This is a genomic window from Nocardioides sambongensis, assembly GCF_006494815.1.
Classification (GTDB): domain Bacteria; phylum Actinomycetota; class Actinomycetes; order Propionibacteriales; family Nocardioidaceae; genus Nocardioides; species Nocardioides sambongensis.
Map to the genome: position 1 here is coordinate 1614129 of NZ_CP041091.1, position 25833 is coordinate 1639961.

24 protein-coding genes and 3 pseudogenes are annotated in these 25833 nt (G+C 68.1%); 7 read left to right on the forward strand and 20 right to left on the reverse strand.

Annotated elements, in window-relative coordinates; all coding sequences use genetic code 11:
- Window positions 1-35: 35 nt before the first annotated feature.
- Window positions 36-1703 (reverse strand): AMP-binding protein, encoded by a 1668-nt coding sequence (locus FIV43_RS07540; protein ID WP_141013628.1) that lies wholly within the window; start codon window positions 1701-1703, stop codon window positions 36-38.
- A 171-nt stretch (window positions 1704-1874) separates the two neighbouring features.
- On the opposite strand from FIV43_RS07540, the gene FIV43_RS07545 reads away from it, so the two are divergent.
- The gene (locus FIV43_RS07545; protein WP_141013629.1) at window positions 1875-2888 is read left to right on the forward strand and encodes an LLM class flavin-dependent oxidoreductase; all 1014 of its coding nucleotides are present in this window, start codon (window positions 1875-1877) and stop codon (window positions 2886-2888) included.
- Entirely contained in the window at window positions 2885-3646 is a 762-nt protein-coding gene (locus tag FIV43_RS07550) for an SDR family oxidoreductase (protein ID WP_231123817.1), read from the forward strand. The genes FIV43_RS07545 and FIV43_RS07550 overlap by 4 nt, the downstream gene beginning before the upstream one ends.
- A gap of 93 nt (window positions 3647-3739) precedes the next feature.
- Here FIV43_RS07550 and FIV43_RS07555 read toward each other — a convergent pair whose 3' ends face one another.
- Entirely contained in the window at window positions 3740-4126 is a 387-nt protein-coding gene (locus FIV43_RS07555) for a MaoC family dehydratase (RefSeq protein WP_269204070.1), read from the reverse strand.
- A 251-nt stretch (window positions 4127-4377) separates the two neighbouring features.
- Here FIV43_RS07555 and FIV43_RS23735 point away from each other — a divergent pair, with 251 nt between their 5' ends.
- Window positions 4378-4788, forward strand: coding sequence for a thioesterase family protein (locus FIV43_RS23735; protein WP_407938887.1), 411 nt, complete (start codon window positions 4378-4380; stop codon window positions 4786-4788).
- A 174-nt stretch (window positions 4789-4962) separates the two neighbouring features.
- Here the strand turns inward: FIV43_RS23735 and FIV43_RS23740 are convergent.
- Together FIV43_RS23740 and FIV43_RS07570 are read right to left on the reverse strand one after the other, a co-directional pair.
- Window positions 4963-6402 (reverse strand): annotated as a pseudogene (locus tag FIV43_RS23740) (class I adenylate-forming enzyme family protein); the annotation flags it as partial.
- A gap of 137 nt (window positions 6403-6539) precedes the next feature.
- Window positions 6540-7304 carry a PaaI family thioesterase gene (locus FIV43_RS07570; RefSeq protein ID WP_141013631.1) on the reverse strand — a complete coding sequence of 255 codons (765 nt, stop codon included), beginning with the start codon at window positions 7302-7304 and terminating at the stop codon, window positions 6540-6542.
- A 110-nt stretch (window positions 7305-7414) separates the two neighbouring features.
- Between FIV43_RS07570 and FIV43_RS07575 the strand changes: the two genes are divergently transcribed.
- From FIV43_RS07575 to FIV43_RS22155, 4 genes are read left to right on the forward strand one after another with little or no spacing between them, the layout of a single operon-like run.
- Window positions 7415-8209: an enoyl-CoA hydratase-related protein gene (locus FIV43_RS07575; RefSeq protein WP_141013632.1), complete on the forward strand. Its 795-nt coding sequence runs from the start codon at window positions 7415-7417 to the stop codon at window positions 8207-8209.
- 10 nt (window positions 8210-8219) lie between these two features.
- Window positions 8220-9557, forward strand: a complete 1338-nt coding sequence (locus tag FIV43_RS07580) for an acyl-CoA dehydrogenase family protein (protein WP_196781004.1) — start codon at window positions 8220-8222, stop codon at window positions 9555-9557.
- Entirely contained in the window at window positions 9487-10197 is a 711-nt protein-coding gene (locus tag FIV43_RS07585; RefSeq protein ID WP_231123818.1) for an alpha/beta fold hydrolase, read from the forward strand. The genes FIV43_RS07580 and FIV43_RS07585 overlap by 71 nt, the downstream gene beginning before the upstream one ends.
- A gap of 5 nt (window positions 10198-10202) precedes the next feature.
- The gene (locus FIV43_RS22155; protein WP_231123819.1) at window positions 10203-10346 is read left to right on the forward strand and encodes a hypothetical protein; all 144 of its coding nucleotides are present in this window, start codon (window positions 10203-10205) and stop codon (window positions 10344-10346) included.
- A 57-nt stretch (window positions 10347-10403) separates the two neighbouring features.
- On the opposite strand, the gene FIV43_RS07590 is transcribed toward FIV43_RS22155, so the two are convergent.
- The 16 genes and pseudogenes from FIV43_RS07590 to FIV43_RS07665 all read right to left on the reverse strand — a co-directional run bounded on the left by FIV43_RS07590 (window position 10404) and on the right by FIV43_RS07665 (window position 25828).
- Window positions 10404-11432: a DUF7064 domain-containing protein gene (locus tag FIV43_RS07590; protein ID WP_141013633.1), complete on the reverse strand. Its 1029-nt coding sequence runs from the start codon at window positions 11430-11432 to the stop codon at window positions 10404-10406.
- A complete protein-coding gene (locus tag FIV43_RS07595; RefSeq protein ID WP_141013634.1) occupies window positions 11429-12490 on the reverse strand; it encodes a phosphotransferase family protein in 1062 nt (353 codons plus the stop codon). The genes FIV43_RS07590 and FIV43_RS07595 overlap by 4 nt, the downstream gene beginning before the upstream one ends.
- 4 nt (window positions 12491-12494) lie before the next feature.
- The gene (locus FIV43_RS07600; protein WP_181407776.1) at window positions 12495-13334 is read right to left on the reverse strand and encodes an enoyl-CoA hydratase/isomerase family protein; all 840 of its coding nucleotides are present in this window, start codon (window positions 13332-13334) and stop codon (window positions 12495-12497) included.
- Window positions 13335-13339: 5 nt separating this feature from the next.
- Window positions 13340-14152 (reverse strand): enoyl-CoA hydratase/isomerase family protein, encoded by an 813-nt coding sequence (locus FIV43_RS07605; RefSeq protein WP_141013635.1) that lies wholly within the window; start codon window positions 14150-14152, stop codon window positions 13340-13342.
- Window positions 14139-15424, reverse strand: a pseudogene (locus FIV43_RS07610) (CaiB/BaiF CoA transferase family protein). The gene FIV43_RS07605 and the pseudogene FIV43_RS07610 overlap by 14 nt, the downstream one beginning before the upstream one ends.
- A gap of 49 nt (window positions 15425-15473) precedes the next feature.
- Window positions 15474-16076, reverse strand: a pseudogene (locus FIV43_RS07615) (ABC transporter ATP-binding protein); the annotation flags it as partial.
- A gap of 95 nt (window positions 16077-16171) precedes the next feature.
- A complete protein-coding gene (locus tag FIV43_RS07620; protein WP_141013637.1) occupies window positions 16172-16873 on the reverse strand; it encodes an ABC transporter ATP-binding protein in 702 nt (233 codons plus the stop codon).
- Window positions 16870-17910, reverse strand: coding sequence for a branched-chain amino acid ABC transporter permease (locus tag FIV43_RS07625; protein ID WP_141013638.1), 1041 nt, complete (start codon window positions 17908-17910; stop codon window positions 16870-16872). The genes FIV43_RS07620 and FIV43_RS07625 overlap by 4 nt, the downstream gene beginning before the upstream one ends.
- The gene (locus tag FIV43_RS07630) at window positions 17907-18761 is read right to left on the reverse strand and encodes a branched-chain amino acid ABC transporter permease (protein WP_141013639.1); all 855 of its coding nucleotides are present in this window, start codon (window positions 18759-18761) and stop codon (window positions 17907-17909) included. Before FIV43_RS07630 ends, FIV43_RS07625 begins: the two co-directional genes overlap by 4 nt.
- Before the next feature lie 37 nt (window positions 18762-18798).
- Window positions 18799-20076 (reverse strand): ABC transporter substrate-binding protein, encoded by a 1278-nt coding sequence (locus FIV43_RS07635; RefSeq protein ID WP_141013640.1) that lies wholly within the window; start codon window positions 20074-20076, stop codon window positions 18799-18801.
- A 130-nt stretch (window positions 20077-20206) separates the two neighbouring features.
- Window positions 20207-21166, reverse strand: a complete 960-nt coding sequence (locus FIV43_RS07640; RefSeq protein ID WP_141013641.1) for an EamA family transporter — start codon at window positions 21164-21166, stop codon at window positions 20207-20209.
- Window positions 21163-21939 carry an enoyl-CoA hydratase/isomerase family protein gene (locus FIV43_RS07645; RefSeq protein WP_141013642.1) on the reverse strand — a complete coding sequence of 259 codons (777 nt, stop codon included), beginning with the start codon at window positions 21937-21939 and terminating at the stop codon, window positions 21163-21165. Before FIV43_RS07645 ends, FIV43_RS07640 begins: the two co-directional genes overlap by 4 nt.
- A gap of 43 nt (window positions 21940-21982) precedes the next feature.
- Complete coding sequence (gene menB, locus FIV43_RS07650) at window positions 21983-22831, reverse strand: 1,4-dihydroxy-2-naphthoyl-CoA synthase (RefSeq protein ID WP_141013643.1); 849 nt, start codon at window positions 22829-22831, stop codon at window positions 21983-21985.
- A 1-nt stretch (window position 22832) separates the two neighbouring features.
- Complete coding sequence (locus FIV43_RS07655) at window positions 22833-23594, reverse strand: SDR family NAD(P)-dependent oxidoreductase (protein ID WP_141013644.1); 762 nt, start codon at window positions 23592-23594, stop codon at window positions 22833-22835.
- A gap of 27 nt (window positions 23595-23621) precedes the next feature.
- Complete coding sequence (locus tag FIV43_RS07660; protein WP_141013645.1) at window positions 23622-24584, reverse strand: hydroxymethylglutaryl-CoA lyase; 963 nt, start codon at window positions 24582-24584, stop codon at window positions 23622-23624.
- A complete protein-coding gene (locus tag FIV43_RS07665; protein ID WP_141013646.1) occupies window positions 24581-25828 on the reverse strand; it encodes an acetyl-CoA hydrolase/transferase family protein in 1248 nt (415 codons plus the stop codon). Before FIV43_RS07665 ends, FIV43_RS07660 begins: the two co-directional genes overlap by 4 nt.
- Between the last annotated feature and the right edge of the window lie 5 nt (window positions 25829-25833).

The following is a 25833-nucleotide window of genomic DNA, read 5'->3' on the forward strand; positions in this document are numbered from 1 at the left end:
ACCAGAACTGGAGATGTCTCCAGCCTGCTTCCGCATCAGCCGTTGGCGGATTCGAGCTTCGCGGCGATGTCGGCGCGGAGCAGGTGCTTCTGCACCTTGCCCGTGGCCGTCATGGGCAACGAGTCGACGATCTCGACCCGCTCGGGCAACTTCTGGGTAGCGACCTCGTGCTCACGCAGGTAGCTCGTGATCTCGTCGAGGACAACGAGCCGATCGGGGCTCGTGGGGACGACGTACACGCACACCTTCTCCCCCAGTCGCTCGTCGGGCATACCGACGACTGCCACGTTCGCGATGTCAGGGTGTGCGAGGAGGTGCTCCTCCAGTTCGCGCGCGCTGATGTTCATGCCGCCGCGGATCACGATGTCCTTGAGGCGCCCCGTGACCCGGACGAATCCGGACCCGTCCATGCGGCCGAGGTCGCCGGAGCGAGAGAAGCCGTCGGGCGTGAAGAGCGCCGCGGTCTCCTCGTCGTTGTGGAAGTACTCGATCATGTGACTTGGTCCGCGATAGGCGATGTCACCCTCCTCGCCTCGCGGAACCTCGCGGCCCGCGCTGTCGACGATCTGCACCTGGGCGCCGTCGAGAGCAGATCCGTCCGACGTCGCCGAGCGCGAGGCGTCGTCGCGGACCGTGCACATGGTGGTCAGGAAGTTCTCGGACCGTCCGTAGAGGGACAGCGTCTGGCAGCCGGCGAACAGCTCGCGCGACGCCTCGACGACGGACCCGGGGATCGGGGATCCGGCACAGACCCACAGCCGGAGACTGGAGGCGTCATGCCGCTCGGGGTCGTAGGCGCCCATGAGCATCTGCAGGAACGGTGTTGCCGTCACCGCCGCAGTGCAGGCGTGCTCCTTGATGATGTCCAGACCGGCGGCGGGGTCCCACGCCTCCATCAGATATGACTTGGCGCCTGCCAGCAGCGGGAGGAGGACGCTGGTGACCAGGCCGGTGCTGTGGGTGATGGGCGAGGGCCCGAACTGCACGTCGGCTGCGGTGTAGTCGAGGCTCTTGGCAATGGCGGCCGCGCTCGCCCTGATCGTGTTGAAGGTGTGGAAGCAGCCCTTCGGTCGTGACGTCGTGCCGGAGGTGTAGACGATCAGGAACGGGTCGTCGGGCGACGAGTCCGGCCCGAGTTCGGCCTCGAGCTCCCCGAGGTCGCCAGCGACGAAGAGCTCAGCGAGCGGCCGGCCGGTGCCATCGCCACTCGCGTCGGCGCGCGCGACGAACAGCTCGCGCAGTTCCGGCGCGTCGGATCGGAGCTCGGCGAACATCGCGGCGTGGTCGAAGCCGCGGAAGTCACCACACGTGACAGCGAACGAGGCGCCGGAGTGCTGGAGGACGTAGCCGACCTCGTCGCCCCGGTAGATGGGCATGATCGGCACGAGGATCGCTCCGAGTCGGGACGCCGCGGCGGCGATCACGGGGAACTCGACCCAGTTGGGCAGCTGGACCGCGATCCGCTCCCCTCGCTGTAGGCCGGCGCGGGCGAGACCCGCGGCCAGCCGCACGACCTGCTCGGCGAACTCGGCGTACGAGAGGCAGATGGTGGCATCGACGAGGAACGGCGCGTCCGGCGTCGCCTCCGCCTGCGCGGCCGCCAGGTCGTAGAACGACGTGGGCTGCCAGTAGCCCTCGTCGTAGTAGGACGCGATCTCGATCTCGGAGTACCGATCGCGCACCGACTTCAACACATCCACCATCCCACTTGCCTTCCTTGATGAGACGTAGGTCACGCTCGTCGAACAATAGAATGGTCAGTCCTTTCAATCAAGAGGAACGCGGGATTCGCTCAATGACGTCGATGGTGGAATCTCCATCTCGCCACCGGTCCGGCCGTTGCGGGTGATCTCGCGGTGGGCGACAGTGGCGCGGTGACGACACGAGGCATCACCGTGCTGGCCGGCGGGCTGGCGGAGACGGTTGAGATCACCAAGGCAGCCGACCGTGCCGGATTCGACGGCGCCTGGTCAGGAGAGTTCCTGAACCGGTCCGCGGTCGTGTCGGTGGCCGCGATGGCGGCCGCCACCGAGCACATCGGTGTCGGCACCGCGATCGCGTACGCCGTCGGACGCTCACCCCTCGTGCTGGCCAACGACGCGCGTTTCCTCGACGAGATGAGTGGAGGTCGCCTCACCCTCGGCCTCGGCACCGGAACGCGCGGAATGATGGTGGGCTGGCACGGCGTGAAGGACCCGGACGGCCCAGCGACCCGCATGGAGGAGCTCATCCCCCTGCTCCGGCGGCTGTGGCACCTCCACGAGGAGCCCGTCAAGCACGAGGGCCGCTTCTACTCGTGCGACATCACACCGACCGCGGACATCCAGCCGCCCACGCGGCCGACCATCCCGATCTACACCGCCGGCGTGAACGCTCGGATGATCGAGGTCGCGGGGCGTGTCTCCGACGGCCTGATCTGCCACCCGACCCTGACGGACCGCTATCTCGAGGAGATCGCCCGCCCGGCCATCGAGCAGGGCGCCGCCAAGACCGGCCGCAACGCCTCGGACGTCCGGCTCAAGGGCGTCATCATCACCTCCATCCACGACGACCCGGCGGTGGCGCGGCGCGAGGCCGCCGCCCAGATCGCCTTCTACGTCGCCCCCAGGGCCTACGGCCCGGTCATGGAGGCATCGGGCTTCGGCGACGAGACAGCAGCGATCCAGAACGCCTTCCGCGCCAAGGACCACGACGCAATGGTCGCTGCGGTGTCGGACCGGATGATCGACGAGATGGCGGCCGCGGGCACGCTGGACGAGGTGCGGGACCGGGTCGCACTGCTCGAGAAGCGCTATGACCACGCGGCGCTCTACTCCCCCAGCTTCACCATGGCCCCCGAGCGGGTCACCGAGAACACCTTCGCCATCATCGAGGCATTCCGTCGGTGACCGCCACGGGTGACCTGACCGGCACCGTTGCACTGGTCACCGGCGCCACCAGCGGGATCGGCCGCGCAGTCGCGCAGGCACTGGCGGACCGCGGAGCCCGGATCGCCGCCGTCGGCCGTCGCCAGGATCGCCTCGAGGACCTGGTTCGGCGTCTGGGGCCCGAGAGCTGCTTGGCGGTGCCTGCCGACCTCACCTCCCGTTCGGGGTCGGCGGGCGCCGTCGAGTCTGCGGTGGACACGTGGGGTCGTCTGGACATCGTCGTCAACAGCGCCGGCGTCATGCTCAACGGCCCGACGCCCGATGCCCACCTCGACGAGTGGGACGCGATGGTCGACCTCAACCTCAAGGGCCTCATGTACGTCGCGAAGTCGGCCTTTCCCCATCTCGTCGACGCCACAGCCTCCGGGCCACGCCGGGTGGCCGACCTGGTCAACATCTCCTCGATCGCGGGCCGCTTCGCCAACCGCAACGTCGCCGTCTACAACGGCACCAAGTTCGGTGTCACCGCGATGTCGGAGTCGTGGCGCCAGGAGTTCTCCCCCCGGGGCGTGCGCGTGTCGGTCGTCGAGCCGGGTGTCGTCGAGACCGAGCTCTTCGACCACCAGCAGGAGCCCGTCAGGGACCACTACGACCGACTTTTCGCGGGCGTCGAGCGCCTCCGCCCGGAGGACGTGGCCGACGTCGTGGCGACGATCGTCACCGCCCCACGTCGCGTGGCACTCGCCGAGGTCGTCGTACGCCCGACCGATCAGGTCTGACGAACTCCGGGCAACCGGGTCAGGCCCGAGCATAGGTCAGGTAGATCGACTCCCCCACCATCGCGGGTCGGTTCTGCCCACGGATCTCGACCTTCAGGGCGACGCGGTACTGCACACCACCGTCCTCACGACGCACGCCCTCGGGATCGAGGCGCTCAACCGGATCTCGGCGTCGACCGGAACGGGTGCGGTGAACCGCACCTTCTCCAGGCCGTAGTTCGTGCCGCGGCCGTGGTCGGTGATGACCATCAGCTTCTTCAGCATCGAGGGCACCAGTGAGAGGGTCAGGTAGCCGTGGGCGATGGTGCGGCCGAAGGGCCCATCGGCAGCACGCTCGGGGTCGACGTGGATCCACTGGTGGTCGTCAGTGGCGTCGGCGAAGGTGTCGATCCGCACCTGCTCGACCGGCTGCCACGGCGACGAGCCGAGATCCAGGTCCTTCGCATCGGCCAACTCAGCGACCGTGATCTCCAGCGTCATCGACACTCCTTCTCATCCTTCGACCGTGGAGCCCCAACGTCGCCGATCGTCACGTCGCCGGTCAACGCAGCGACGAGGCCCCACTGTCGCGGCCCACAGTGGTCCCGGCCGGCCGACTCCCCCGTACTCGAGCCACGGCCTAGGTTTCCGACATGAGCTCCACGACCCTTCCGTCGTACGACCAGGTTCTCGCGCTGCCCTGCGTTCTCGAGGGCGAGGTGACGCCGGACTTCATCGACGCGAACGGTCACATGAACATCCGCCACTACTTGGATGCCGGTGCGATGGGCGCCGACGTGATCTGCCGACGGATCGGCATCGACGACGACTACCGTGCGATGCGCAGGTTGGGCGTGTTCACGGCAGAGCACCACATCCGCTACTTCTCCGAGATGCACCTGGGCGGGAAGTACTCGACGCACACGGTCGTCGTCGAGCGTTCCGCCAAGGCTGGCCACGTGCTGTCCTTCATCCTCGACCGGACCGACCAACGCTTGGCGTGCACTGTCGAGATCGTGCTCGTCGGCGTCGGAATGGACACGCGCCGTCCGGCCCCGTTTCCGGACGACATCGCCGCCAAGTTCGACGAGCTGATCGACGCGACCAACGAGCTCACCTGGGAACTCCCCCTGTCCGGGGCGATGGGGATCCGGCGCAGCTGACTTCAACTCACCCGAGCTTCTCGCGAAGCTCATGCTTGCGGATCTTGCCACCAACAGTTTCCGGCATCGCATCGACCACAACGACCCGCTTCGGCGTCTCGAATCCCGCGAGGCGTTCGCGGCCCAGCCGATCAACTCCGACTCGACGACCTCGGCGCCGGGCACAGGGAGCACGACTGCAGTGACCAACTCGCCCCAGGCGTCGTCCGGCAGTCCGATCACCGCGACCTTCTCCACCGATGGGTGGGCGGCGATCACGCCTTCCACGCGGACACTCGACACGTTCTCCCCGCCCGTCTTCACCACGTCCTTGAGGCGATCGAGCATCACCTGCGATCGATCCGGTCCGCCGACGTACGCGCAGCTGTCGCCAGAGTGGAACCAGCCGTCGCGGAAGGCCTCGGCGGTCGCCTCTGGGTTGCGGTAGTAGCCCTGCGTGATCACCGGGCTGCGGTACACCGCCTCGCCCGCCTCCCCCACGGTCCCGGCGAGACTCCGCCCGTCGGGTGCGTGGATGTCGGCGGCCAGGAGCGGGACCGGGAGGCCCACGTGGTTGACGCCCCGGTACGACTCGGTCGCGCGGTCGGGGTGTGCATCCGGCCAGAACCGGAAGCAGCACTGCGACTCCGTCTGCCCGAACACCTCGACCGGCTGGACATCGCCGCCAGCGACGGCTCGAAGACGTGGGAACAGGTCGGGGGTGATCGCACCCCAGGAGAAGAGAGCCACGGTCACCGAGGTGAGGTCGATGTCAGCCGGTCGCTCCTCGGCCACCTCGACGAGCTTGCGCACCCACAGTGGCGATCCGGCCCAGACGGTCGTGATCCGCTCTCTGGTGATCGCCTCGGCGAGCGCGACGTCATCAGGGCGCCGCCCGATCACACACGTTCCCCCGCTCAGTGCCGCCGGCACCACGGTGGCGTTGTGGCCGCAGTGATAGACGATCGGCAGGAACGTGCCGACGACGAGGTCGGTCTCGTAGGACAAGCCGCGGGAGAACGACATCGCGTACGTGTAGCCGCTGAGGTAGGAGTACGAGTGCGCGGTCATCGAGGCCTTGGGCATCGAGGTCGTGCCCGAGGTGAACAGCAGTGCCCAGATGTCGTCACTGTGGATCCGGACGTCCACCTCGTGGGTTGGCATCTCATCGATCCAGCGGTCGAAGGCGGCGGCCCCGCCACTGGCGGTGCCGCCGATCTCGATGACCACGTCCGGCTCGAGGTCCGCGGCTGCGAACACCTCGGCTCCGCGTGGGGCGAGCGCAGCGTCGGCGATCACGTACGACGCGCCGACGTGCTCGACGGCCCAGGCCAGCACGTCCGGGGCCAGCAGCGAGTTCACGGGCACCACCACCATGCCCGCTTTCGCGATGCCGACCATGGCGACCACGGCCTCGACCGAGTTGTCGCAGTAGAGAAGAATCCGGTCTCCCGGCTGTCGCCCGGCGGCAAGGAGGGCATGCGCGACCTGATTGGCTGCGAGATCTGCCTCGAGGTAGGTCATGCGCTCGAAGCGCGGCGACGAGAAGGCACCTTCCCAGCCCACCAGAGCCACCTTGTCGGGGTGGCCCAGGTGACGCGCTCCCAGATGTCGCCGACGGACATCCGGTTCCATCGCCGGTCGGCACGGCGGCCGCGGAGGGTCTCGACGTCGAACTCGAACGCAGTCACCGTGCGAGTGTTCATCGACGGCGAACGGGCGAGAAGGCTCAGCGCCGGCCGCACTGTGGACTTCGACAGCGAGCCGCACGGCTATGCCTCAGCCGTGATGGTCGCCGTCGTGCAGACCTTGCCCTCCACCGCGCCCACGACGTCGGTGACCCACAGGCTACGGCCGGCGTACCGAGTGTCGAACCTGAAGGCGATGTCCGCGCCCACTGGTACGCCGCGGGTGTGGACGATGTGTACGGAGGTCGTGCGCAGATCGGAGTCTGCGGCCAGCCGGCTGCGGATCGCGACGACCTCGGAGGCGGCAAGCGACACGCCGCCATGCAGCATGCCGAGGGGATTGGCGATGTCGTCGGTGACGGCGAGCACCCAGCCGCCGTCGGCCCGCCGCATCCCGAGGACCGACTCGAGGTCATGTCCCGGCGGCGCGCCCGATGCTGCCGGCGACGCCACGTGGCGATCGGGCGGAGCGGCGTGCCTACCGCGCTGGCGACACGTCACGAGCAGGCGCCCGGCGCCGTCGCGCAGTTCCCCCGCTGCATACGACCCGGCCTGGACGGGGACCGCATGCCCGACGACGCTCTCACCTGCGCGCGGAAGTTCGCCGACCAGGTCGAGCCAGATCTCCGTGCTGATCGACCACGACCCATGGGGCAGCGACGCCATCAGGGCATAGCCGAGCACCTCGTCGGCCAGCACGGCCGTGGCGCCCAGCGCCGGACGCCCGTCCGGGCCCGTCGCCCAGGCTCCCAGGGTCATCCGGCCACCCACGCCGTCGGAGCACTGGCGCATGCCGTCGACCCGAAACATCGCTTCCGGCCGACTCGCCTGGATCTGGAGTTGCTGCACTCTGTCTCCTCAGGGGTTGTGAACGATCGTTCACGGGCCTATTGTTACAAATGGTCAGGCCAATGATCACGTATACCCGCCAATGACGGCACGACGACGAGGAACCCAGCATGGACAACTTCACCGACATCACCTACGAGGTCGAGAACGGCCTCGCCTGGATCACCATCAACCGCCCGGAGCGCTTCAATGCCTTCCGTGCCCAGACGGTCGACGAGCTGGTGCTGGCCTTCAAGCGTGCGTGGGCGAGCCCCGAGGTCGGCACCATCTGCCTGACCGGCGCCGGCGACAAGGCGTTCTGCGCCGGCGGCGACCAGAAGCAGCGGATGGAGACCGGCGACTACGGTCCCTCGCAGAGCGGACTGTTCGAGGTCGAGGCCCTCCACCGCGTCATGCGTGACGTGCCCAAGCCCGTCATCGCTGCGGTCAACGGCCTCGCCATCGGTGGCGGCCACGTACTCCACGTGCTCGCCGACCTGACGATCGCCGCGGACACCGCCAGCTTCGGCCAGAACGGCCCCCGCGTCGGCAGCTTCGACGCCGGTCTCGGATCGGGCTACCTCGCTCGCGTCGTTGGCGAGAAGCGCGCGCGTGAGATCTGGTTCATGCTGCGCCGCCTCTCGGCGAAGGAGGCCGAGGACTGGGGTCTGGTCAACAAGGTGGTGCCCGCGGCCGAGCTCAAGGACGAGGTCCGGCGGTGGGCCGACACCATGAACTCCTACTCCCCCACCGCTTTGAAGGTCCTCAAGCAGTCCTTCAATAGCGACACCGAGCACTTCGTCGCTGTCGGGCAGATGGCGATCACCACGCTCAAGATGTTCGGCGAGACCCCAGAGGCCCAGGAGGGGATCACCGCCTTCAACGAGAAGCGTCAGCCCGACTTCTCCCAGTACCGCGGCAACTGAGGCAACTCCGATGCACCTGGACGACGACCGGGTCGAGTTCGCCCACGCCATCGAGGCGTTCTGCCAGCGCGAGTACGGCACCCCCGCCCAGTGGAACGAACTGACGGAGAACGACACCGTCGCGACCAACCAGGTGATCCTGGACAAGATGGCCGACCTCGGCTGGCTCGGCGTCTCGCTGCCCGAGGAGTACGGCGGCGGGGGTGCCGGATTCGTCGACGAGTGCGTGTTCATCGAGGAGGCACACCGTGGCTTGACCCCGGGGATCCTCGCCTACACGACGGGCCTGACTGCCGCACAGACCTACCTCAAGTGGGGCAGCGACGAGCAGAAGAAGACAATCGTCTCCAACCTCGTCGCCGGCCGAACCGAGGCCATCGCGCTGTCCGAGCCAGGCACGGGCTCAGACCTCGGCGCAGTGCGCACCAAGGGCGTCCGTGACGGCGACGCCTACGTGATCGACGGCCAGAAGACGTGGATCTCGGTCGCTCACATCGCCGAGCACATGCTGGTCCTGGTGCGGGAGGACGCCTCCGGCCCGAAGCACGACGGCCTCACCCTGCTGATGGTGCCCACCGACACCCCGGGCATCGAGATGCGGGAGGTGCGGACGATGGAGGCCCGCACCTGCAACGACGTCTTCTTCAGCCAGGCGCGGGTGCCTGCGTCCTCCGTGGTCGGCGAAGCCGGGCAGGGTTGGAAGCAGCTCATGCGCGGCCTCAGTGTGGAGCGGATGATCATTGCCGCCTTCAGCATCGGTGCCGCACGGCGCTCGGTCGAGGATGCGATCGCCTACATGCAGCAGCGCGACGCGTTCGGCCAGTCGATCAGCGGCTTCCAGGCGCTCCGGCACCGCGTCGCCGACCTCGCCACCGACATCGCCGTGACCCGGTCATTCGTCTACGACGTGGCCCAGGCCATCGACGAGGGCCGCGAGGACACCCTCAATAGGGAGTCCGCCATGGCCAAGATGCGCGCCACCGAGGTCGCGAAGAACGCCGCACTCGAGGCCATGCAACTCATGGGGGTGCAGGCTACGCCCGCGAGTACGGCATGGAGTTCCAGGTCCGTCGGGCCCTGGCGCCGCCGATCTTCGGCGGGACGAACGAGATCCAGCGCGAGATCATCGCCAAGTCGATCTTCTGATCGGCGCCGTACACACGAGTGCCGGCGGACCTCGGAGGTCCGCCGGCACTGTCGCATTCTCCAGTTCCGCGTCCGCACCAAGGACGTCGACAGTGGGAGCATGAGCCGCACTCACCGACGAGGAGGCCCACATGCCGACCACCGCCCCGTTCATCTCGCCAGTCGACGCCACGTCTATCGCTACTCACACTTGGGGCGATGATCTGTCCGCCCCTCGTGGCGTTGTCCAGATTGCCCATGGCATTGCGGAGCACGGCCTCCGCTATCGCCGCCTCGCCGAGGCGCTGGTCGCCGCCGGCTACCGTGTCCATGCGGTGGACCACCGTGGACATGGCCAGTCCGTCGACTCGGCCGACCAACTCGGCAACTTCGACTTTGCTGCCCTGGTGGCGGATGTCGCGGCATTCGGCAAGGACCTGGCCGACCGATCACCCGACCTTCCACTCTTCCTCATCGCCCACTCGATGGGGTCGTTCGCCGCACAGGAGGTCATCCTGGACCACTCCGACCAGTACGCCGGCGCGGTGCTGTCCGGTTCGACGGCGCTCGACGTCCTCGGTGCCGAGCTCGCCAAGGCCGAGGGACCGGTGGGTCTCGATGCCTTCAACGCCGGTTTCGAGCACCGCACCGGGTATGAGTGGCTCTCGCGCGACGAGGCGGAGGTCGATGCCTACGTTGCCGATCCGCTGTCGGGGTTCGAGCTGCCGGACAGCGCTGTCCCCCAGCTGTTCGGCGGCGCCTCCCGGCTCGGCGACCCGGAGGCTCTGGCCGGCATCCGCAGGGACCTGCCAGTGTTGCTGGTCTCAGGGGACGCAGACCCGATCTCCGGCGCGGGCAGCTGATCGAGTTGCTGGGCCAGCGCTACCGGGAGGCGGGGTTGGTCGATGTCACGGTCACGCTCTACCCCGAGGCACGCCACGAGATCTTCAACGAGACCAACCGCGATGCCGTGACCGGCGACGTCATCGCCTGGCTCGAGGCGCGTTCCTAGGGTCGCTGGGCCCACAGCTGGGGGCCCGCAGAACGCCTCCCGCTGGCCCCCAACGGGTCAGTCGAGCGTCGCCCGATAGGCGTACGACGACGAACGGGTCAGCGCGAACTCGAAGATCCCCGAGCCCGGGCGGCCGTCCCAGTCGAACGCACACAAACGGTCGGTGAGCGAGGAGTCGAGCGTTCGCTGGGTGACGGTGCCGTCGAGCGGGTAGACGTCGCTCTCCATGTGGTCGCGGCCCAGGGCCTTGCCGTGGTGGCCGCCGTAGCCGCCACCGGCCATGTAGCCGCCGCCGGCCGAGGCGTCGGTGTCGATCGGGTAGACCGCCCCCGACGCCGTGGTCACCTGGACCCGGCCGGAGCGGAGGTCGAGTTGGTCGTCGAAGGCGAGGGCGTGGCGCACGTCGACGATCTCGTCGAGCGTGCCGTCGGCGTGCATGACGGCTCCTTCGAGGAGGATCCGGCCACCATCGCGCGACTCGACCAGTAGGAAGCCGACGGAGCGGTCCTCGAACTGGGCCTGGTACCAGATGTGGAGCCCCTGTCCGCCCGCCATGGTGCGCACACCACGCGATCGGTCGCGCTGGCTGTACCAGCGCTCGACCTTCTGCTCCTCGCCGTCGATGTTGACAGTTCCGGACACCCAGCCGGACTGAAAGAGGTGGGAGAAGGAGGTGGTCTCCCCGGAGCTGTTGGTGACGTCGATGTCGCCCCACCAGGCGGGTGTGCGGGCCTCCCACTGCAGGTCGAAGGTCAGGCCGGTGGGGTTGTCCGCCAGCGACACGCGCCAGGTCTTGTTGGGCTCAAGCACGGCATAGCTGAACGGGCCGCACGTGCCCCGCTCGGTGGCTGAGAGCTCGGTCGAGTAGCGGACGTTGCGTTGCTCGGTGGCCGTGGAGAGGATCGTGAATCCGTCGACGGTGTCGCGCACCGGGTGGAGTCCCAGTCCGAAGATGATGGATGGCGTGGTCGCGTCGGTGCGGTGGACGTTGAAGACGAAGCGGTCGAAGAAGCGCTCCGGCAGGCCGTCGGCCTCCTCGGGCCGGATGACCTCGTCGTGGAACTCTTCGTAGGAACGGTTGCTCAACGGGACTCCTCGGATTGTGGTGCTGGAGGTGGCGGCGGGAGGCCCGCCGATCGGTGCGCGTCGTCCAGGAAGGCCTGCACGAGACGTTGGTCGGCGTAGTAGGGATCACCGACGCCGCGCACCGCGCGGCGACGGCCGTACTCGTAGAGCACGGCGAGCTTCCACAGCGCAAGGGTGGTGTACCAGTCCAGGTTCCTGAGGTCGGCCCCCGTGCGGGCGGCGTACCGCGCTGCGAGCTCGTCGCGGCTCGGATATCCCTCTTCCAGCATGGCCAGTCCGAAGCGCTGGGTCGGGTTGTACGGCGCTAGGCCTGGGACCGACGCGAGGAAGTAGCCGAGGTCGAACAGTGGGTCGCCGAGCGTCGCCAACTCCCAGTCGAGGACCGCCTCGACCCCACCCGGTCGGTCGGCGGAAAGGACGACGTTGCCGATCCGGAAGTCGTTGTGCACGATCGTCGCGCCCGACTCGGCCGGGACGTTCTCCTGCAACCAGGCGTCGACGACCGCGAAGTGTGGTGGCGGGTTGCCGTCCGCATCGGCCACCAGACGCGCCATCCGAGCGCGGTGCCGGGTGTTGAAGCCCTCGGGCCTGCCAATGTCGGACAGTCCGGCGGCGACCCAGTCGACGGCATGGAGGTCGGCGAGGGTGTCGACGAGCATCTCGCCGATGGCGCGGCGCGTCGTGGACGCGTCGAGTGGCGCCGGGGTCGAGGTCGTGACCACGGGGCCAGACGCAAAGCTCATGACGTAGAAGTGGACGTCGATGACCTCGCCCGCCTCTGCGGTTGCCAGCAAGTCGGCGACCGGCACGGCCGTGTCCCCGAGCGCGCCGATGAGACGTGCCTCGCGGAGCATGTCGTGTGCACCCGGCGGCGTGGGCGGCGGCGGTGGACGACGTACGACGACTTGACTGCCCTCGGCGTCCGAGACGAGGAATGTCAGGTTCGAGTGCCCGTCGCCGATGGCCTTGGTGACGATGTCACCAGACGTGATCCCTCGCTGCTCGAGGAACGCGCCGAGCCGAGCGCGTTCCTCCGGGCTCCAGTCCCAGTCACTCATGAGGTCACTCCCCCGTGAAGCGTGGCGCGCGCTTCTCCTTGAAGGCAGCCAGCGCCTCGGGCATGTCGGCCGTGCGGGTCATCAGCGCCTGGCCGCGGTTCTCCAGCTCGAGGGCCGCCGCATAGGAGGTGATCTCCATGTTGCGCTGGATGGCACGCTTCGACATCCGGACGCCAGCCGGTGAGTTGCGGGAGATCTGCTGGGCCAGCTCGAGGGCGGCCTCGAACAGCTCGTCGGTCGGCACGACGCGGTTGACGAGGCCGATCTGCTCGGCCTCGTCTGCGCCGACGATCCGGGCGGTGTAGCCGATCTCCGCCGCCTTGGCGGGCCCGACGAGGCGGGTCAGGTGGTAGGAGGTGCCGAGCTCGCCGACGGACAGGCCGACCTTGACGAAGGCGGCACTGAACTTCGCGGCTGGATCGCAGAGCCGGATGTCGGCGGCCAGCGCGAGTGCCAGGCCACCTCCGGTCGCGGGACCGTGAATGGCGGCGATGACGGGGAAGGGGAGGAAGTGGATTCCCTGGATGCCGCCGGTCGCGGTCTCTTGGAACTTGAGGAACTCGCGCACGCCCATCTCGGTGATCTGGTGGATCTCGTCGAGGTCGAATCCGGCGCAGAAGGCCCGGGTGCCGGTGCCGGTGACGATCAGTGCCCGCAAGGGCGCGTCGCGCAGCGCGAAGGCGGCCTCGCCGTACTCGCTGAACATCCGGATGGTCTGACTGTTCATCCGGTCGGGACGGTTGATCCGCAGCACGCCGATGTCGCCGGGCAGCACCTCGAAGGTGAGCTCCTCGAGCTCGGGGAAGTCGATCTGCACGGTCGGGCTCTCCTCGGTCACGGTCATCGTGGTCACTCCCCCTTGAAGACGGGGCGGCGCTTCTCCTTGAAGGCCGCCAGAGCTTCGGGCATGTCGCTGCTGCGGGTGAGCAGCGCCTGGCCGCGGTTCTCCAGCTCGATGGCGGCGGCATAGGAGCCGACCTCCATGTTGGCGTGCAGGGCCCGCTTCGAGAGCTGTACGCCGCCAGGACTGTTGTCGACGATGCGGCGGGCCAGCGCGAGGGCGTCGTCCATCAGCTCGCCGGGTGCGCTGAGGTCGTTGGCCAGGCCGATGCGCACCGCCTCCTCGGCGTGGATCATCCGGCCGGTGAAGGCGATGTCGCTGGCGACGGCGGGGCCCACCAGCCGGGTGAGCAGCCATGAGGTGCCGAGGTCGCCTGCGGTGAGCCCGATCCGGACGAAGGCGGCGTTGAACTTCGCCTCGGGCGCGGCAAGGCGGATGTCTGCCTGGAGCGCGAGCGCCAGGCCACCGCCGGCGGCCGCACCGTTGATCGCGGCGATGACCGGGACGCGGACGGCCCGGATGGCCTGCAACGCTCGAGCTGCGCGCTCCTGCTGGTTGAGCATTTCCACTGCCCCGAGGTCAGCGAGGTGGTCCGCGTCGGCGAGGTCGTAACCGCCGCAGAATGCCGCGCCGGCACCGGTCATCACGATCACCCGGAGGTCGTCCTCCTGGTCGAGGTCCAGGGCGGCACGCTCCAGCTCGTCGAACATCTGGTTCGTCATCGCGTTGTAGCGATCGGGGCGGTTGAGGGTCATCACCACGACCCCCGGAGTCACCTCCTCGAGTGTCAGGGTCTCGAACTGTCGATCAAGGCTCTTCATCGGGCCTGGCTGCCTTTCTGTGGTTCCTCGGAACGGGTCGGGTCGATCTGGGCGATCGCACCGACCGCCTCCCACTCGACGATGCGGTCGGTCGTGACGCCCCACGCCGCGAGGGCGTGTCTGGTGTGCTCACCGGGTGCCGGGGTGGGCCGTCGACCTCTGCGGGACTCCTGCTGAATCGTGGTTGCGGCGCCGGCTGGACGACACCGGCGATCTCGACGAACGTGCGTCGCGCGGTGTTGTGGGTATCGGTCCACGCCTCGCGCACGTCGAGCACGGGCGAGATGCAGCCGCGTCCTGCCGCGCGCTCCACCCACTCGTCCCGGGTGCGTGAGCGGACGACGTCCGCGATGACCTTCTTGGTCTGCGGCCATGCGCTGCGGTCGTTCTGGTCCGGCAGCGTCGTGGGGTCGAGTTCGAGGATCTCGAGGAGGTCGGTGTAGAAGTGGGGCTCCATCGCGCCGACCGCGAGCCACTTGTTGTCGGCGGTCTCGTAGGTGTCGTAGAACGGAGCGCCCGAGTCCACGATGTTCGTGCCACGCTCGGTGTCCCAGGTCCCGTTGCTGACGAAGCCGTGGAAGGCTGCGGCCAGCAGGGCGGAGCCGTCCACCATCGCTGCGTCGACCACCTGCCCCCGCCCGGTGCGCTGTGCCTCCCAGACCGCCGCGAGCACACCGAGTGCGAGGATCATGCCGCCGCCGCCGAAGTCACCGGCGAGGCTCAGCGGCGGGGTCGGCGGCTGTCCGTGGCGGCCGACCAGGGCGAGGAGTCCGCTCTGGGCGATGTAGTTGATGTCGTGCCCGACCGCTTGGGCCAGCGGCCCGTCCTGCCCATAGCCGGTCATCCGGCCGTAGACGAGTCGTGGGTTGACGGCCGCACAGTCGTCGGGGCCGATGCCGAGTCGTTCGGTGACGCCGGGCCGGAAGCCCTCGATCAGTATGTCGGCGCTCGCGACGAGATCGAGGACGACCTCTGCCCCGCGGGATTCTTGAGGTCCACCGCAATCGAGTGTCGTCCCCTGTGCATGACTTCCGTGCGGAAGTCGGCATTCGGGCCGACCAGCGCAGCACCGCTCGTGCGGTCGATGCGCACCACGTCCGCGCCCAGGTCTGCGAGCAGCATCGCGCAGAACGGTCCCGGACCGATACTGCCGATCTCCACCACTTTGAGACCGACCAAGGGTCCCGTGAGCGTCCGTTCCGTCGTTGTCGACGTCATCTCCACCACCTCCACGGGAATCCAAACATCGGTTGAATGGTCTGACCATAACATAGGAGCGGGTTCGCTGGAGAGATCTCCAGCGAACCCGCTCCTGTCGTTCCTAGAGTGCGATCAGCTCCTGCACAGCCCGGTCACCAAGTTGGGAGACCGGCCCCTCGCCCACGACACGGCCCTTGCGCAGGGCCAGGTAGCGGTCGGCGAGTTTCTGGATCATGCCGATGTGCTGCTCGACCAGCAGGAGGGCCGTCCCGCGGGACCGGATCTCCTTGAGTGCGTCGATGATGGCGTCGATGATCACTGGGGCCAGACCCTCGGTCGGCTCGTCGAGCATGAGCAGGGACGGCCCTGACATCAGCGCCCGCGCAATCGCGAGCATCTGCTGCTCGCCTCCCGAGAGCGAGGTCCCGTGGCGTTTGCGGCCGCGCGCGAGGTTCGGGAACAGCTCGTAGAGGTCCGGCAGGGTCCACGACGCTTCCCGGCCGGATGCCCGTCCGAGCAGGATGTTCTCCTCCACGGTGAGATTGCTGAAGATCCGCTTGCCCTGCGGCACCAGCGAGACCCCGCGGGCGGTCGGTACGTGTGCCTTGCGACCGATCGGTTCGCCGTCGACCAGGATCTCACCCGTGACGGTCGGCACCGCGTAGACCGACATCAGCGTGGTGGTCTTGCCGGCGCCGTTGCGGCCGACCAGGCCGACGGTCTCACCGGCTGCGATCGAGAAGGAGACGTCTTGGAGGATGACCGATCCGGCGTAGCCGGCGGTGACCCCACGGAACTCGAGGACGGGCACGGTGGAGGTCATGCTGCACTCCCCAGGTAGGCACGGATGACGTTCTCGTCGGCGCGCACGTCGTCGGGCGTGCCGCTGGCGAGGACCTTGCCGAGGTCCAGCACCGTGATGGTGTCGCACGTCCTGAACACGCCCTCGACGTCGTGCTCGACGAGGAGGACGGCGACGTCCCGCTCCTGGCAGATGTCGCGAACGTGCTGGAGCATCCGGACCGACTCGTCGTGGACAAGGCCCGCGCACGGCTCGTCGAGCAGGACGACCTTCGGCTTTCCGATGAGGGCGATCGCGAGGTCGACGGAGCGTTGCGTGCCGTAGGCGATCTCCGAGCAGACCTGGCCACGGACGGCGTCCAGGCCAAGGGTCGAGATGATTCCGCCCAGATCGGGCTCATCATTGCGACGCGCGACCATCTCCAACTGGTCCCCTACTGTCATGGACCCGAACACACTGGTGCGCTGGAACGACCGCGCCAGCCCCCTGCGCCGGCGCCACCGCGCCGAGCGGCGGGTGATGTCGTCCCCCTCGAAGGTAACGGTCCCGGTGGTCGGACGCTTCCTGCCCGACAGCGCATCGATGAAGGTGGACTTCCCGGCGCCGTTGGGGCCGATCACCCCATGCACTACCCCGGGTAAGAGTTCGATGTCGACCGTGTCCAGCGCCACGTGGGCGCCGTACCTGACAGTCAAGCCGCGGCCCTCGAAGATCGTCATCGGCGTGCCTTTCTGATGCGGTGATAGAGCTTCTGGATCGCACCCGTAATCCCGCCCGGCATGAACACCAGGACCAGGATCAGGGTTAGGCCCGTGTAGAGGTGCAGGTTGCCGCCGAAGTTGAAGTTGGCCTGGGCGTAGACGAAAAGGAAGGTGCCGACGATCGGACCGATGACGATGCCGAACCCGCCGATCAGGGCGGCGATCAGCGAGTCGCCAGCACGCCCGAAGCCCAGGATGTCGGGCGAGACGTAGCCCGCGTTGATGGCGAAGAGCGCTCCGCCCAGCGCGGCGACCGCACCAGACAGTACGAAGGCCAGGAGGCGCGGCAGGAACGTGTCGTAGCCAGAGAAGCGCATACGCTCCTCGTTCTCGCGGATGCCCTCCAAGGTGGTGCCGAATCGTGAGCGGCCGATAACCCACAGCAAGGTCGTGCAGGCAGTCAGCGCGATCCAGGCGATCGGCCAGAACAGCCCAGGGTTCATCACGTCTGCCTGGGTGAGGCCGAGGAAGGTCGCATCGCGGTCGTAGGTGAGCAGCTTTCCATCGTGGGCGCCGGTCAGCGAACGCATCGAGGTGAGCACGTTGAGGGCGTAGAGAGCCTGAGACAGCGCCAGCGTGAGCATCAGAAACCCGAATCCCGAGGCACGCACGACGAGGATCCCCATCACGAGGGCGAACCCGGTTCCGACTGCGATGCCGAACCCGACAGCGGCGCCCGGCGCCCACCCCCAGTTGGTCGTGGCAATCGCCACGCCGTAGGCCGATGCCCCGAAGAACGCACCGTGGCCCAGACTGATCAGACCAAGGTGCCGAGCAAGGAAGCCGATGCCGATTGCCATCAGGCTCAAGATCGTGGCCTCGACCAGGATGCCCATCCGGTAGGTGTCGGTGACGATGTAGGGCACAGCAAGGCCGGCTAGGAGGACAAGTACGCCCACGCCAGCACCGATCAGGGTGCCACGCAGCCGTGGCTTGGTGAGCGGAGCCTCCATCATCGTCTCGGTGACGTCGTCTGTGGTGGTCGTCATGGTCATGACACTCTCTTTCCGGCGAGTCCGGTAGGCCGCCACAGCAGGACGATGGTCAAGGCGGCGTAGGGCACGATGACCGCAAAGGCCGGGGACCACACGGTTGCGACGGTCTGGATCACGCCGAGGCCCATGCCGGCGATCATCGCCCCGCCGATGCTGCCGATGCCGCCGACGACGACGACGATCAGGACGACGATCAAGAACGCGTTGCCCATCCCCGGGTCGAGCGCGACATACGGCGCTGCGAGGGTTCCGGCGAGTCCGGCAAGCGCCGACCCCAAGGTCACGACGACCGTGCTGACCCGGTCCACATTGATGCCCATGATCGAGGCGGTCTCGATATCCTGACTGGCCGCACGGATGTGCAGGCCGGTCTCAGTGTTCCGGAGCCAGAACACAAGGCCCGCTGCCAGGCAGAGCGCGATCACGATGATCGCCAACCGGTAGCTGGGATACTCGATGCCGAAGAGAGACGTTGTGCCCTGCAGAAACTCAGGTGGCGTGACGCGGTGCGTCCGCTCGCCCCAGATCAGAACGACGACCCGCTCAAGCACTAGGGCGACACCGAAGGTGATCAACCCGAGCTCGATGTGAGACCGGTGCTGCAGCGGGCGAAAGAACACCAGCTCAAGCACCGCGCCGACTGCCGCGAGCACGAGCGGTGCGACGATCAGCGCCAGCCAGAAGCTGACCTTGTCAGAGACGGAATAGGCGATGTACGCCCCCGACATGTAAAGGGCTCCGTGGGCAAAGTTGGCCACGCCCCGAAGGCCATAGATCATCGCCAGTCCGGAGCTGAGCACCATTAGCAGGGAGCCGAGAGCGACTCCATTGAGCAGTTGCGCTGCGTCCACGTTTCCTCTTCTCGTGGGGTCCACAGTGCGGGCGCGCTCAGGGCGCCGCCCGCACCGTGGACGACTCAGAAGGAGCAGTCCGAGCTGGACTGGGGGTCGTGACGTCGGGCGTGGAGTTCGACAGCACGTCGAATGCCAGTCCGCCGTCGCCCTCGGCGACCTGTCCGAGGTAGGAATCGCGCAGGACCTGGTGATCCTCGGCCCGCACGGTGACCTCGCCGACGATGCTGTCGAGGCTCAGGTCAGCGATCGCCTCGGAGACGTCCGCGGGATCGGCCGACCCCGCCTCCTCGATGGCGGCGAACAGAGTCTGGGCGGCGAGGTAGTTGTCGGCCGGCACGTAGTACGGCGCTTCACTGTGATCCGCCGTGTAGGCCTCGACGAACTCCTGGTTCGACTCGTTGTCACCGGCCACGTCGTAGCCCACGTTGTTGTAATAACCCACGATGGTGTCGCCCAGGGTCTCGAAAAGCGGCTCCGAGACCATGTTGAACCCGAGGACGGTCTCGAGCTGCTTGTCGAGGTTGAACTGGTCGGCTTGCTGGACGAAGGCCACGCCGTCGGCGCCGTACTCGACGGCGAAGACGGCGTCTGCACCACTGCTCTTGATCTTAGTGATGTAGGAGCCGAAGTCAGTCGTGTTGAGCGGCGCGAACTGCTCGAGGACGATCTCTTTGCCGGCCGCCTCAGCCGCGTCGCGGAACTTCTCGGCGGCACTATGTCCGGTGGCGTAGTCGACCGCCTGGATCGCCCACTTCTCACCGGGCAGCTCGTCGAGGGAGTTGGCCAGGCCGTTGATGTCCATGCTGCTGCTCTGCACGACGTGCACCGCGTATGGCGAGCACTGCTCTCCAATGAGAGCGTCGTCCTTGCCGAGCGAGTTGAACGACATCGCGCCGAGGCCTTCGAGCTGTGCATTGAGCGCCGCATGCTCGGGCGATGTCATCACAGCGCCGATGTACTGCGCACCATCCTGGGTCACTGCCTCGCGAGCGACGCGAAGTGTCGTCGCAGGGTCGGCGTCGGTCGACTTCACGACCAGCTCCACCTCGCGGCCGTCGATGCCGCCGTCCTCATTGACAAGTCGGACGGCGGTCTCCCAGCCCTTGACTGCATCCGTGCCGAACTGGGCCAGGGCGCCGCTGGTCGGCGGGATGAGCGCGACCTTGATCGTGCCGCCCTCACCCTCTCCCCCCGAGCTGTCACTGGCCGAGCCACAGGCGGCCATCGTTGTTGCCAAGGCGACGGCACTCGTGGCCGCCAGCAGTCGTCGCTTCATGCGAATGATCCCTCGGGTGTCGGGAACACCGACCATCGGTGTGTCTCACGTCACTGATTATGGTCCGACAGTTAGATCAATACGACCCTACTTAGGGGGGTTTCGGCCTACCCCTTTGGAGATAGTGGTGCCCGCCACACTTGGGCCGGAGAAGCGGCTGGCTCGCTCAGCCCGGTGCGACGTTCTCCGGGACGCGCTCCTCGACGACAGCGCGCCGCTCTGAGCTGATGATGAGCACCACCGCGCCGACCACCGCACCGCCGCCGACGAGCACCCCGGCCCCGACGGGCTCCGCGAGCACCAACCAGCCCAGCAAGACGGCCACGACCGGGTTGACGTAGGCGTGGGTCGCGGTCAGTGAGATCGGCACGTTGGCCAGCAGCCATGCGAAGGCGAGGAACGCGACGATCGAGCACGCCACCACCAGCCACGCAAGCGCGAGCCAGCCTCGGGTCGAGTAGTCCATGCTGAAGGTCTCGCCCGTCGACAGGGCGAGGGTCGTCGACGTTCCGGCAGCAACCAGCTGCTGGTAGGCAGCCACCACCACGATGTCGCTCGGGATGGCCATCCGCCCCTGGAGGAAGGATCCGACCGTCCAGCTGAGGCTGGCGAGCAGGCAGCAGAAGGCGGCCAGCAGCGGCACCGCCTCGCCGGTCCGCTGACCGAGCCCCACCAGAGCGACCAGGCCAGCAAAGCCGACGGCCACCCCGCACAGGGTCAACCTCGGCGGATGGTCGCCGGTGGCGAGCCTGATGAGGACCGCCCACGCAGGCACGGTGGCGACGATGAGTGCAGCAACGCCCGAGGGCAGGCCGCCGACCTGGGCGAGCGCCTGGAACCCGTTGCCGAAGCCGAGGAGCAGGACGCCGGTGACCAGCAGCCCGAGGCCCTCGGCGCGGGTCACCCGCAAGGCGGCCGGGCCGCGCATCGCGACGGCGAGGCCGGCGAGCGCGAGCCCTGCGACGACATAGCGCTGGGCCATGGCCTGGAACGGGTCCACCTCGTTGACCACCAGTCGGATCGCGAGGTACACCGAGCCCCAGAGCAGCCAGACGGCGCCGAGGCAGAACACGAGGGTGGCACGCCCACCGCTGCGCGAGGGCGCGAGGGAGTGCCGGCCGCTCACGCGAAGTTCGGCGGGCGCTTCGCCACGAAGGCCGCGATCCCCTCGGCCGCCTCCCCCGTCTCGAAGAGGCCCTGCTCCTGCTTGGCCTCGAACGCGAAGCCCTCCTCGAGCGGCATCTCGAACGCAGCGTCGACGGTGCGTACGACGGCCAACTGGGCCGGGAGCGAGGAGCCGGCGAGGTCAGCCGCCAGGTCGAGGGCGGCCTTGAGGGCGTCGCCGTCCGTGAGTCGGTCGACGAGGCCGATGCGGAGCGCTTCTTCGGGCTCGACCTGGCGGGCGGTCAGCATGATGTCGAGCGCGCGGCCGCGTCCCACCAACTGCGGGAGCCGCTGGGTGCCACCCGCGCCAGGGATCAGACCGAGCTTCACCTCTGGCAGGCCGAGCCGGGCGCGGGGACCGGCCACCCGCATCGTGCAGGCCATCGCGAGTTCGAGTCCGCCGCCGAGCGCCACGCCGTCGACCGCAGCGATCGAGATCCACCCCGCCGCTGCGAGCCGGTCGTTGACGGCGCGCATCTTGTCGCCGTAGGCGAGGAAGGAGCCAGCGTCGATAGTCGACATGTGCTTGATGTCGGCTCCAGCTGCGAAGAAGCCTTCTCGGCCCGACGTGAGGACCATGACCTTCACGTCGCCGGCCGTCTCGGCGGCGTCGATGGCGGCATGCAGGCCGTCCAGCAGGGGGATGCCGAGGGCGTTCGCGGGCGGGCGGTCCATCGTCACCACGACGACGCCGGGCGATTCGGTGGTCCAGGTGACGACAGAGGTCTCAGACATGGGTGCTCATTTCGGAGAGTGGGTGATGGATCGTGACGCCAGGTCAGGGGCGCCGAGGGAAGCGGGTGAAGTCGGGAGTTCGACGGGCCTTGAAGGACTCCCGCCCCTCCTGGGCCTCCTCGGTGCCGTAGAAGAGGAGGTTCGCATCGTGGGCCAGCTGCTGGATCCCCGCGTAGCCGTCCTCGTGGGCATGGAAGCTCAGCTTCGACATTCGCAGGGCGCGGGGAGACAGCTCGAGCATCTCCCGGCACCACCGGACCGTCTCTGCTTCCAGGTCGGCCAGCGGCACGACCGTGTTGACCAGTCCCATTGCGAGCGCCTCGTGGGCGTCGTACTGACGGCACAGGAACCAGATCTCCTTGGCCTTCTTCGGGCCCACGAGGTCGGACAGGATGCTCGATCCGTATCCGCCGTCGAAGGAGCCGACCTTGGGCCCGACCTGTCCGAAGACCGCGTTGTCGGCGGCGATCGTCAGGTCGCACACCAGGTGCAGCACGTGGCCACCCCCGATCGCCCACCCCGCCACCATCGCGACGATCGGTTTGGGGCAACGGCGCATCGCGACGTGCAGGTCGGTGACGTGGAAGCGGCCGGTCGCGGCGTCGTCGAGCTTGTAGCCGGAGTCCCCGCGGACGCGCTGGTCACCGCCGGAGCAGAAGGCGCGGTCGCCGGCCCCGGTCAGGATGATCGCGCCCACGGACTCGTCCTCACGCGCTGCCATCAGGGCACGGTCGACGTCGACCAGGGTCTGTGGCCGGAAGGCGTTGTGCACCTCGGGCCGGTTGATCGTGATCTTGGCGATGCCGTCGGGGCTCGTCTCATAGACGATGTCGTCGTAGCTGCCGCTCGCGGTCCAGTCGACGGCCGCGGCGGGAGTGCTCGTGAGGGCCACGTCAGGCCATCGTGAGGCCGCCGCTGACCGACAGCGTCTGGCCAGTGACGAACCCGGCGCCGTCGGAGGCGAAGAACGACACGGCGGGGCCGACGTCCTCGGGGGTGCCCAGGCGCTTCATCGGGACCGCGCTCGTCATCCCCGCGATCACCTTCTCGGCGTCTCCGCCGCCCGCGCCGTCCGCGAACTTGCGCAGGGCCGGCGTGTCGGTCGGGCCGGGGCACACGGTGTTGGCCGTGACGCCCTTGCGAGCGACCTCACGGGCCAGCGTCTTGGTGAACGCGATGATGCCGCCCTTGGCGCCTGAGTAGACCGCCTCCATGGAGGAGCCGACACGACCGGCGTCGGAGCCGATGTTGATGACGCGGCCGAAACCTCGTTCCATCATGCCGGGAACGACGGCGTGGATGACGCGGAGCGCACCCTTGTAGTTGATGTCGAGGATCTTGTCCCAGAAGTCCTCGGTGGTCTTCACGAACGGCATGAAGTCGTCCCACCCGGCGTTGTTGACGACGACCTCGATCGGGCCGAGCTCGTTCTCGATCGCAGTGACGGCCGCCTTGACCGACTCGGTCGAGGTCACGTCGATCTGGACAGCGATGGCCTCGCCGCCCGCGGCGCTGATCTCCTTGGCGGTCTCCTCCGCCACCGAGAGGTTGAGGTCGGCGACGGCGACGCGGAATCCGTCGCGGCCGAGGGTGGTGGCGATGCCCTTGCCGATGCCCTGGGCACCGCCGGTGACGAGTGCGACGCGGTTGCTCATGGTTGTTCTCTCCTTGGTGGGTGGTGGTCAGACGCTCGGGGACCAGATGACGGGCCCGGCGACGATCGAGTGGCTGGTCAGCTTGCGTCCGAGCGTGCTCTGGGCGTCCCTGGCCGCTTCGATGAGGACGTAGAGGTCGAGGCCGGTGTCGACGCCCATCTCGTGGAACATGGACACGAGGTCCTCGGTCGCGATGTTGCCGGTGGAACCTGCTGGGACCGGGCATCCACCGAGCTCACCGAAGCTGGACTCGAAGCTGCGGCAACCGGCCTCGAGGGCGGCGTACGCGTTGGCCAGGCCTTGGCCCCGGGTGTTGTGGAAGTGGGCAGTGATCTCGACCTCGGGGAGGCGCGCGACGGCGGCGGCGAAGAACCGCGAGGCGTACGACGGATTGCACATGCCGGTCGTGTCGCCGAAGCCGATCTCGGTGGCCCCGGACTCGGCGAACTGCTCGGCGAGGTCGAGCACCCGGTCCATCGGTACGGCGCCCTCGAACGGACAGCCGAAGGACGTCGCGACAACGGCGCAGTAGGTGAGTCCTTCGTCGACGATGCGCTTGCCCATCTGACGCACGTCGTCCATGGTCTCCTGGACGGTGCGGTTGATGTTGCGCTTGTTGTGGGTCTCGCTGGCGCTGACGAAGAGGGCGACCTCCTCGAAGAGGTCGCGATGGGTGAGGGCGTTGTCGAGGCCCCGGCTGTTGGGGACCAGGACCATGCGTGCGACGTCGTCGGGGACGTCGATCCCTTGGAGCACGGCCACGCCGTCGGCGAGTTGCGGGATGACGTCAGGACGCACGAAGCTGGCGACCTCGATCCGCTTCAGGCCCGCGCGGCCCAGAGCGTTGATGAGGCGGATCTTGTCGTCGGTGGCGATGGTCTCGGGCTCGTTCTGGAAGCCGTCGCGTGGCCCGACTTCACGGATGTGGACGGTGCGTGCCTCGCCCTCCGAGCTGTTCGGGAACGCCGCGTTGGTCGTGGGGTGGTTCATGGGGTCTCCTGCTCTGCGATGCTTCGTTGGAGGTGCTCACGGTGTTCGGGGGCCGCCACCTCGATGAGGCGCAGGGCACGTTCGGCCACCGTGCAGCCGGTCAGCATGGCGACGCCGTGCTCGGTGACGACGGCGTCGACGTCGACGCGCGCGGTCGTCACGACGCCGCTGGCGAGCGTCGGAACGATGGTGGAGTGGCACCTCTCCCCCGTTCCAACCGTCGATCGGAGCGCGATGATCGACCGGGCACCGGTCAGCGAGGCGGCACGACTGAAGTCGACCTGTCCGCCGACCGCGCCGATGTGGACGCCGCGGGCGAGTTCGGCGCCGACCTGGCCGAGCAGGTCGACCTCGATGGCGGAGTTGATCGAGACGAGTGACCCGAGGCGAGACAGAACCGCTGGGGCGTGGGTGTAGCTGGCCGGTCGGAACTCGACGGGCTGGTCTGCGATGCGCTGGTAGCCCTCGGTGCTGCACAGCGCGGCGCCCGTGACGGCGATTCCAGGATCGATCTCCTTGTGGGCGCCGGTGATGACGCCCTTCTCCACCAGGGTCAGCACCCCGTCGGTGAGCATGCCGCTGTGGAAGCCCAGGTCGGTGTGGCCGGCCAGCGCGTCGAGTACGGCGGCCGGGAGTGAGCCGACTCCGATCTGGATCGTCGACCTGTCGCGCACGATGCTGGCCACGTTGGCCGCGATCGCCCGGTCGACGGCGTCGGCGGGCCTGGAGGGAGCTTCGCGCAGGGGTCGGTCGGTCTCCACCACGGCGGCGAAGGTCGAGATCGGGAGCTGCGGGCCGCCGACCGTTCGGGGCATCTGGTGGTTGATCTCGGCGATGAGGGTGCGGGTGTGGCGCAGTGCGTCGGCGACGTACTCCACGCCCGTGCCGAGGGAGACCAGACCGTCCGGGCCCGGCGCAGAGACCTGGACCAGACCCAGGTCGTTGGGCAGTTGGCCCGTGGCGAACATCCGCGGGATCGCGGAGTAGTGGCACGGGACGACGTCGAGCCGTCCGTGTCGGCTGAGGGAGCGGAGCTGGCCGAGTCCGCCGTAGGAGAGGACGGTCAGCTTCTCGGGGAGGTCGCCTGCGAGGCGCTCGTTCCAGGTGAGTCCGGAGAATGCCCGGATCGGGCCGACCCGGTCCACGGCATCGAGGACCTGGTTGACGAGGGGCTCCGGCTCGGCGCTGCCCTGTCCCCACCACACGCCGTCTCCTGGATCCAGGAAGTCGGCCACGTCGAACATGGCGG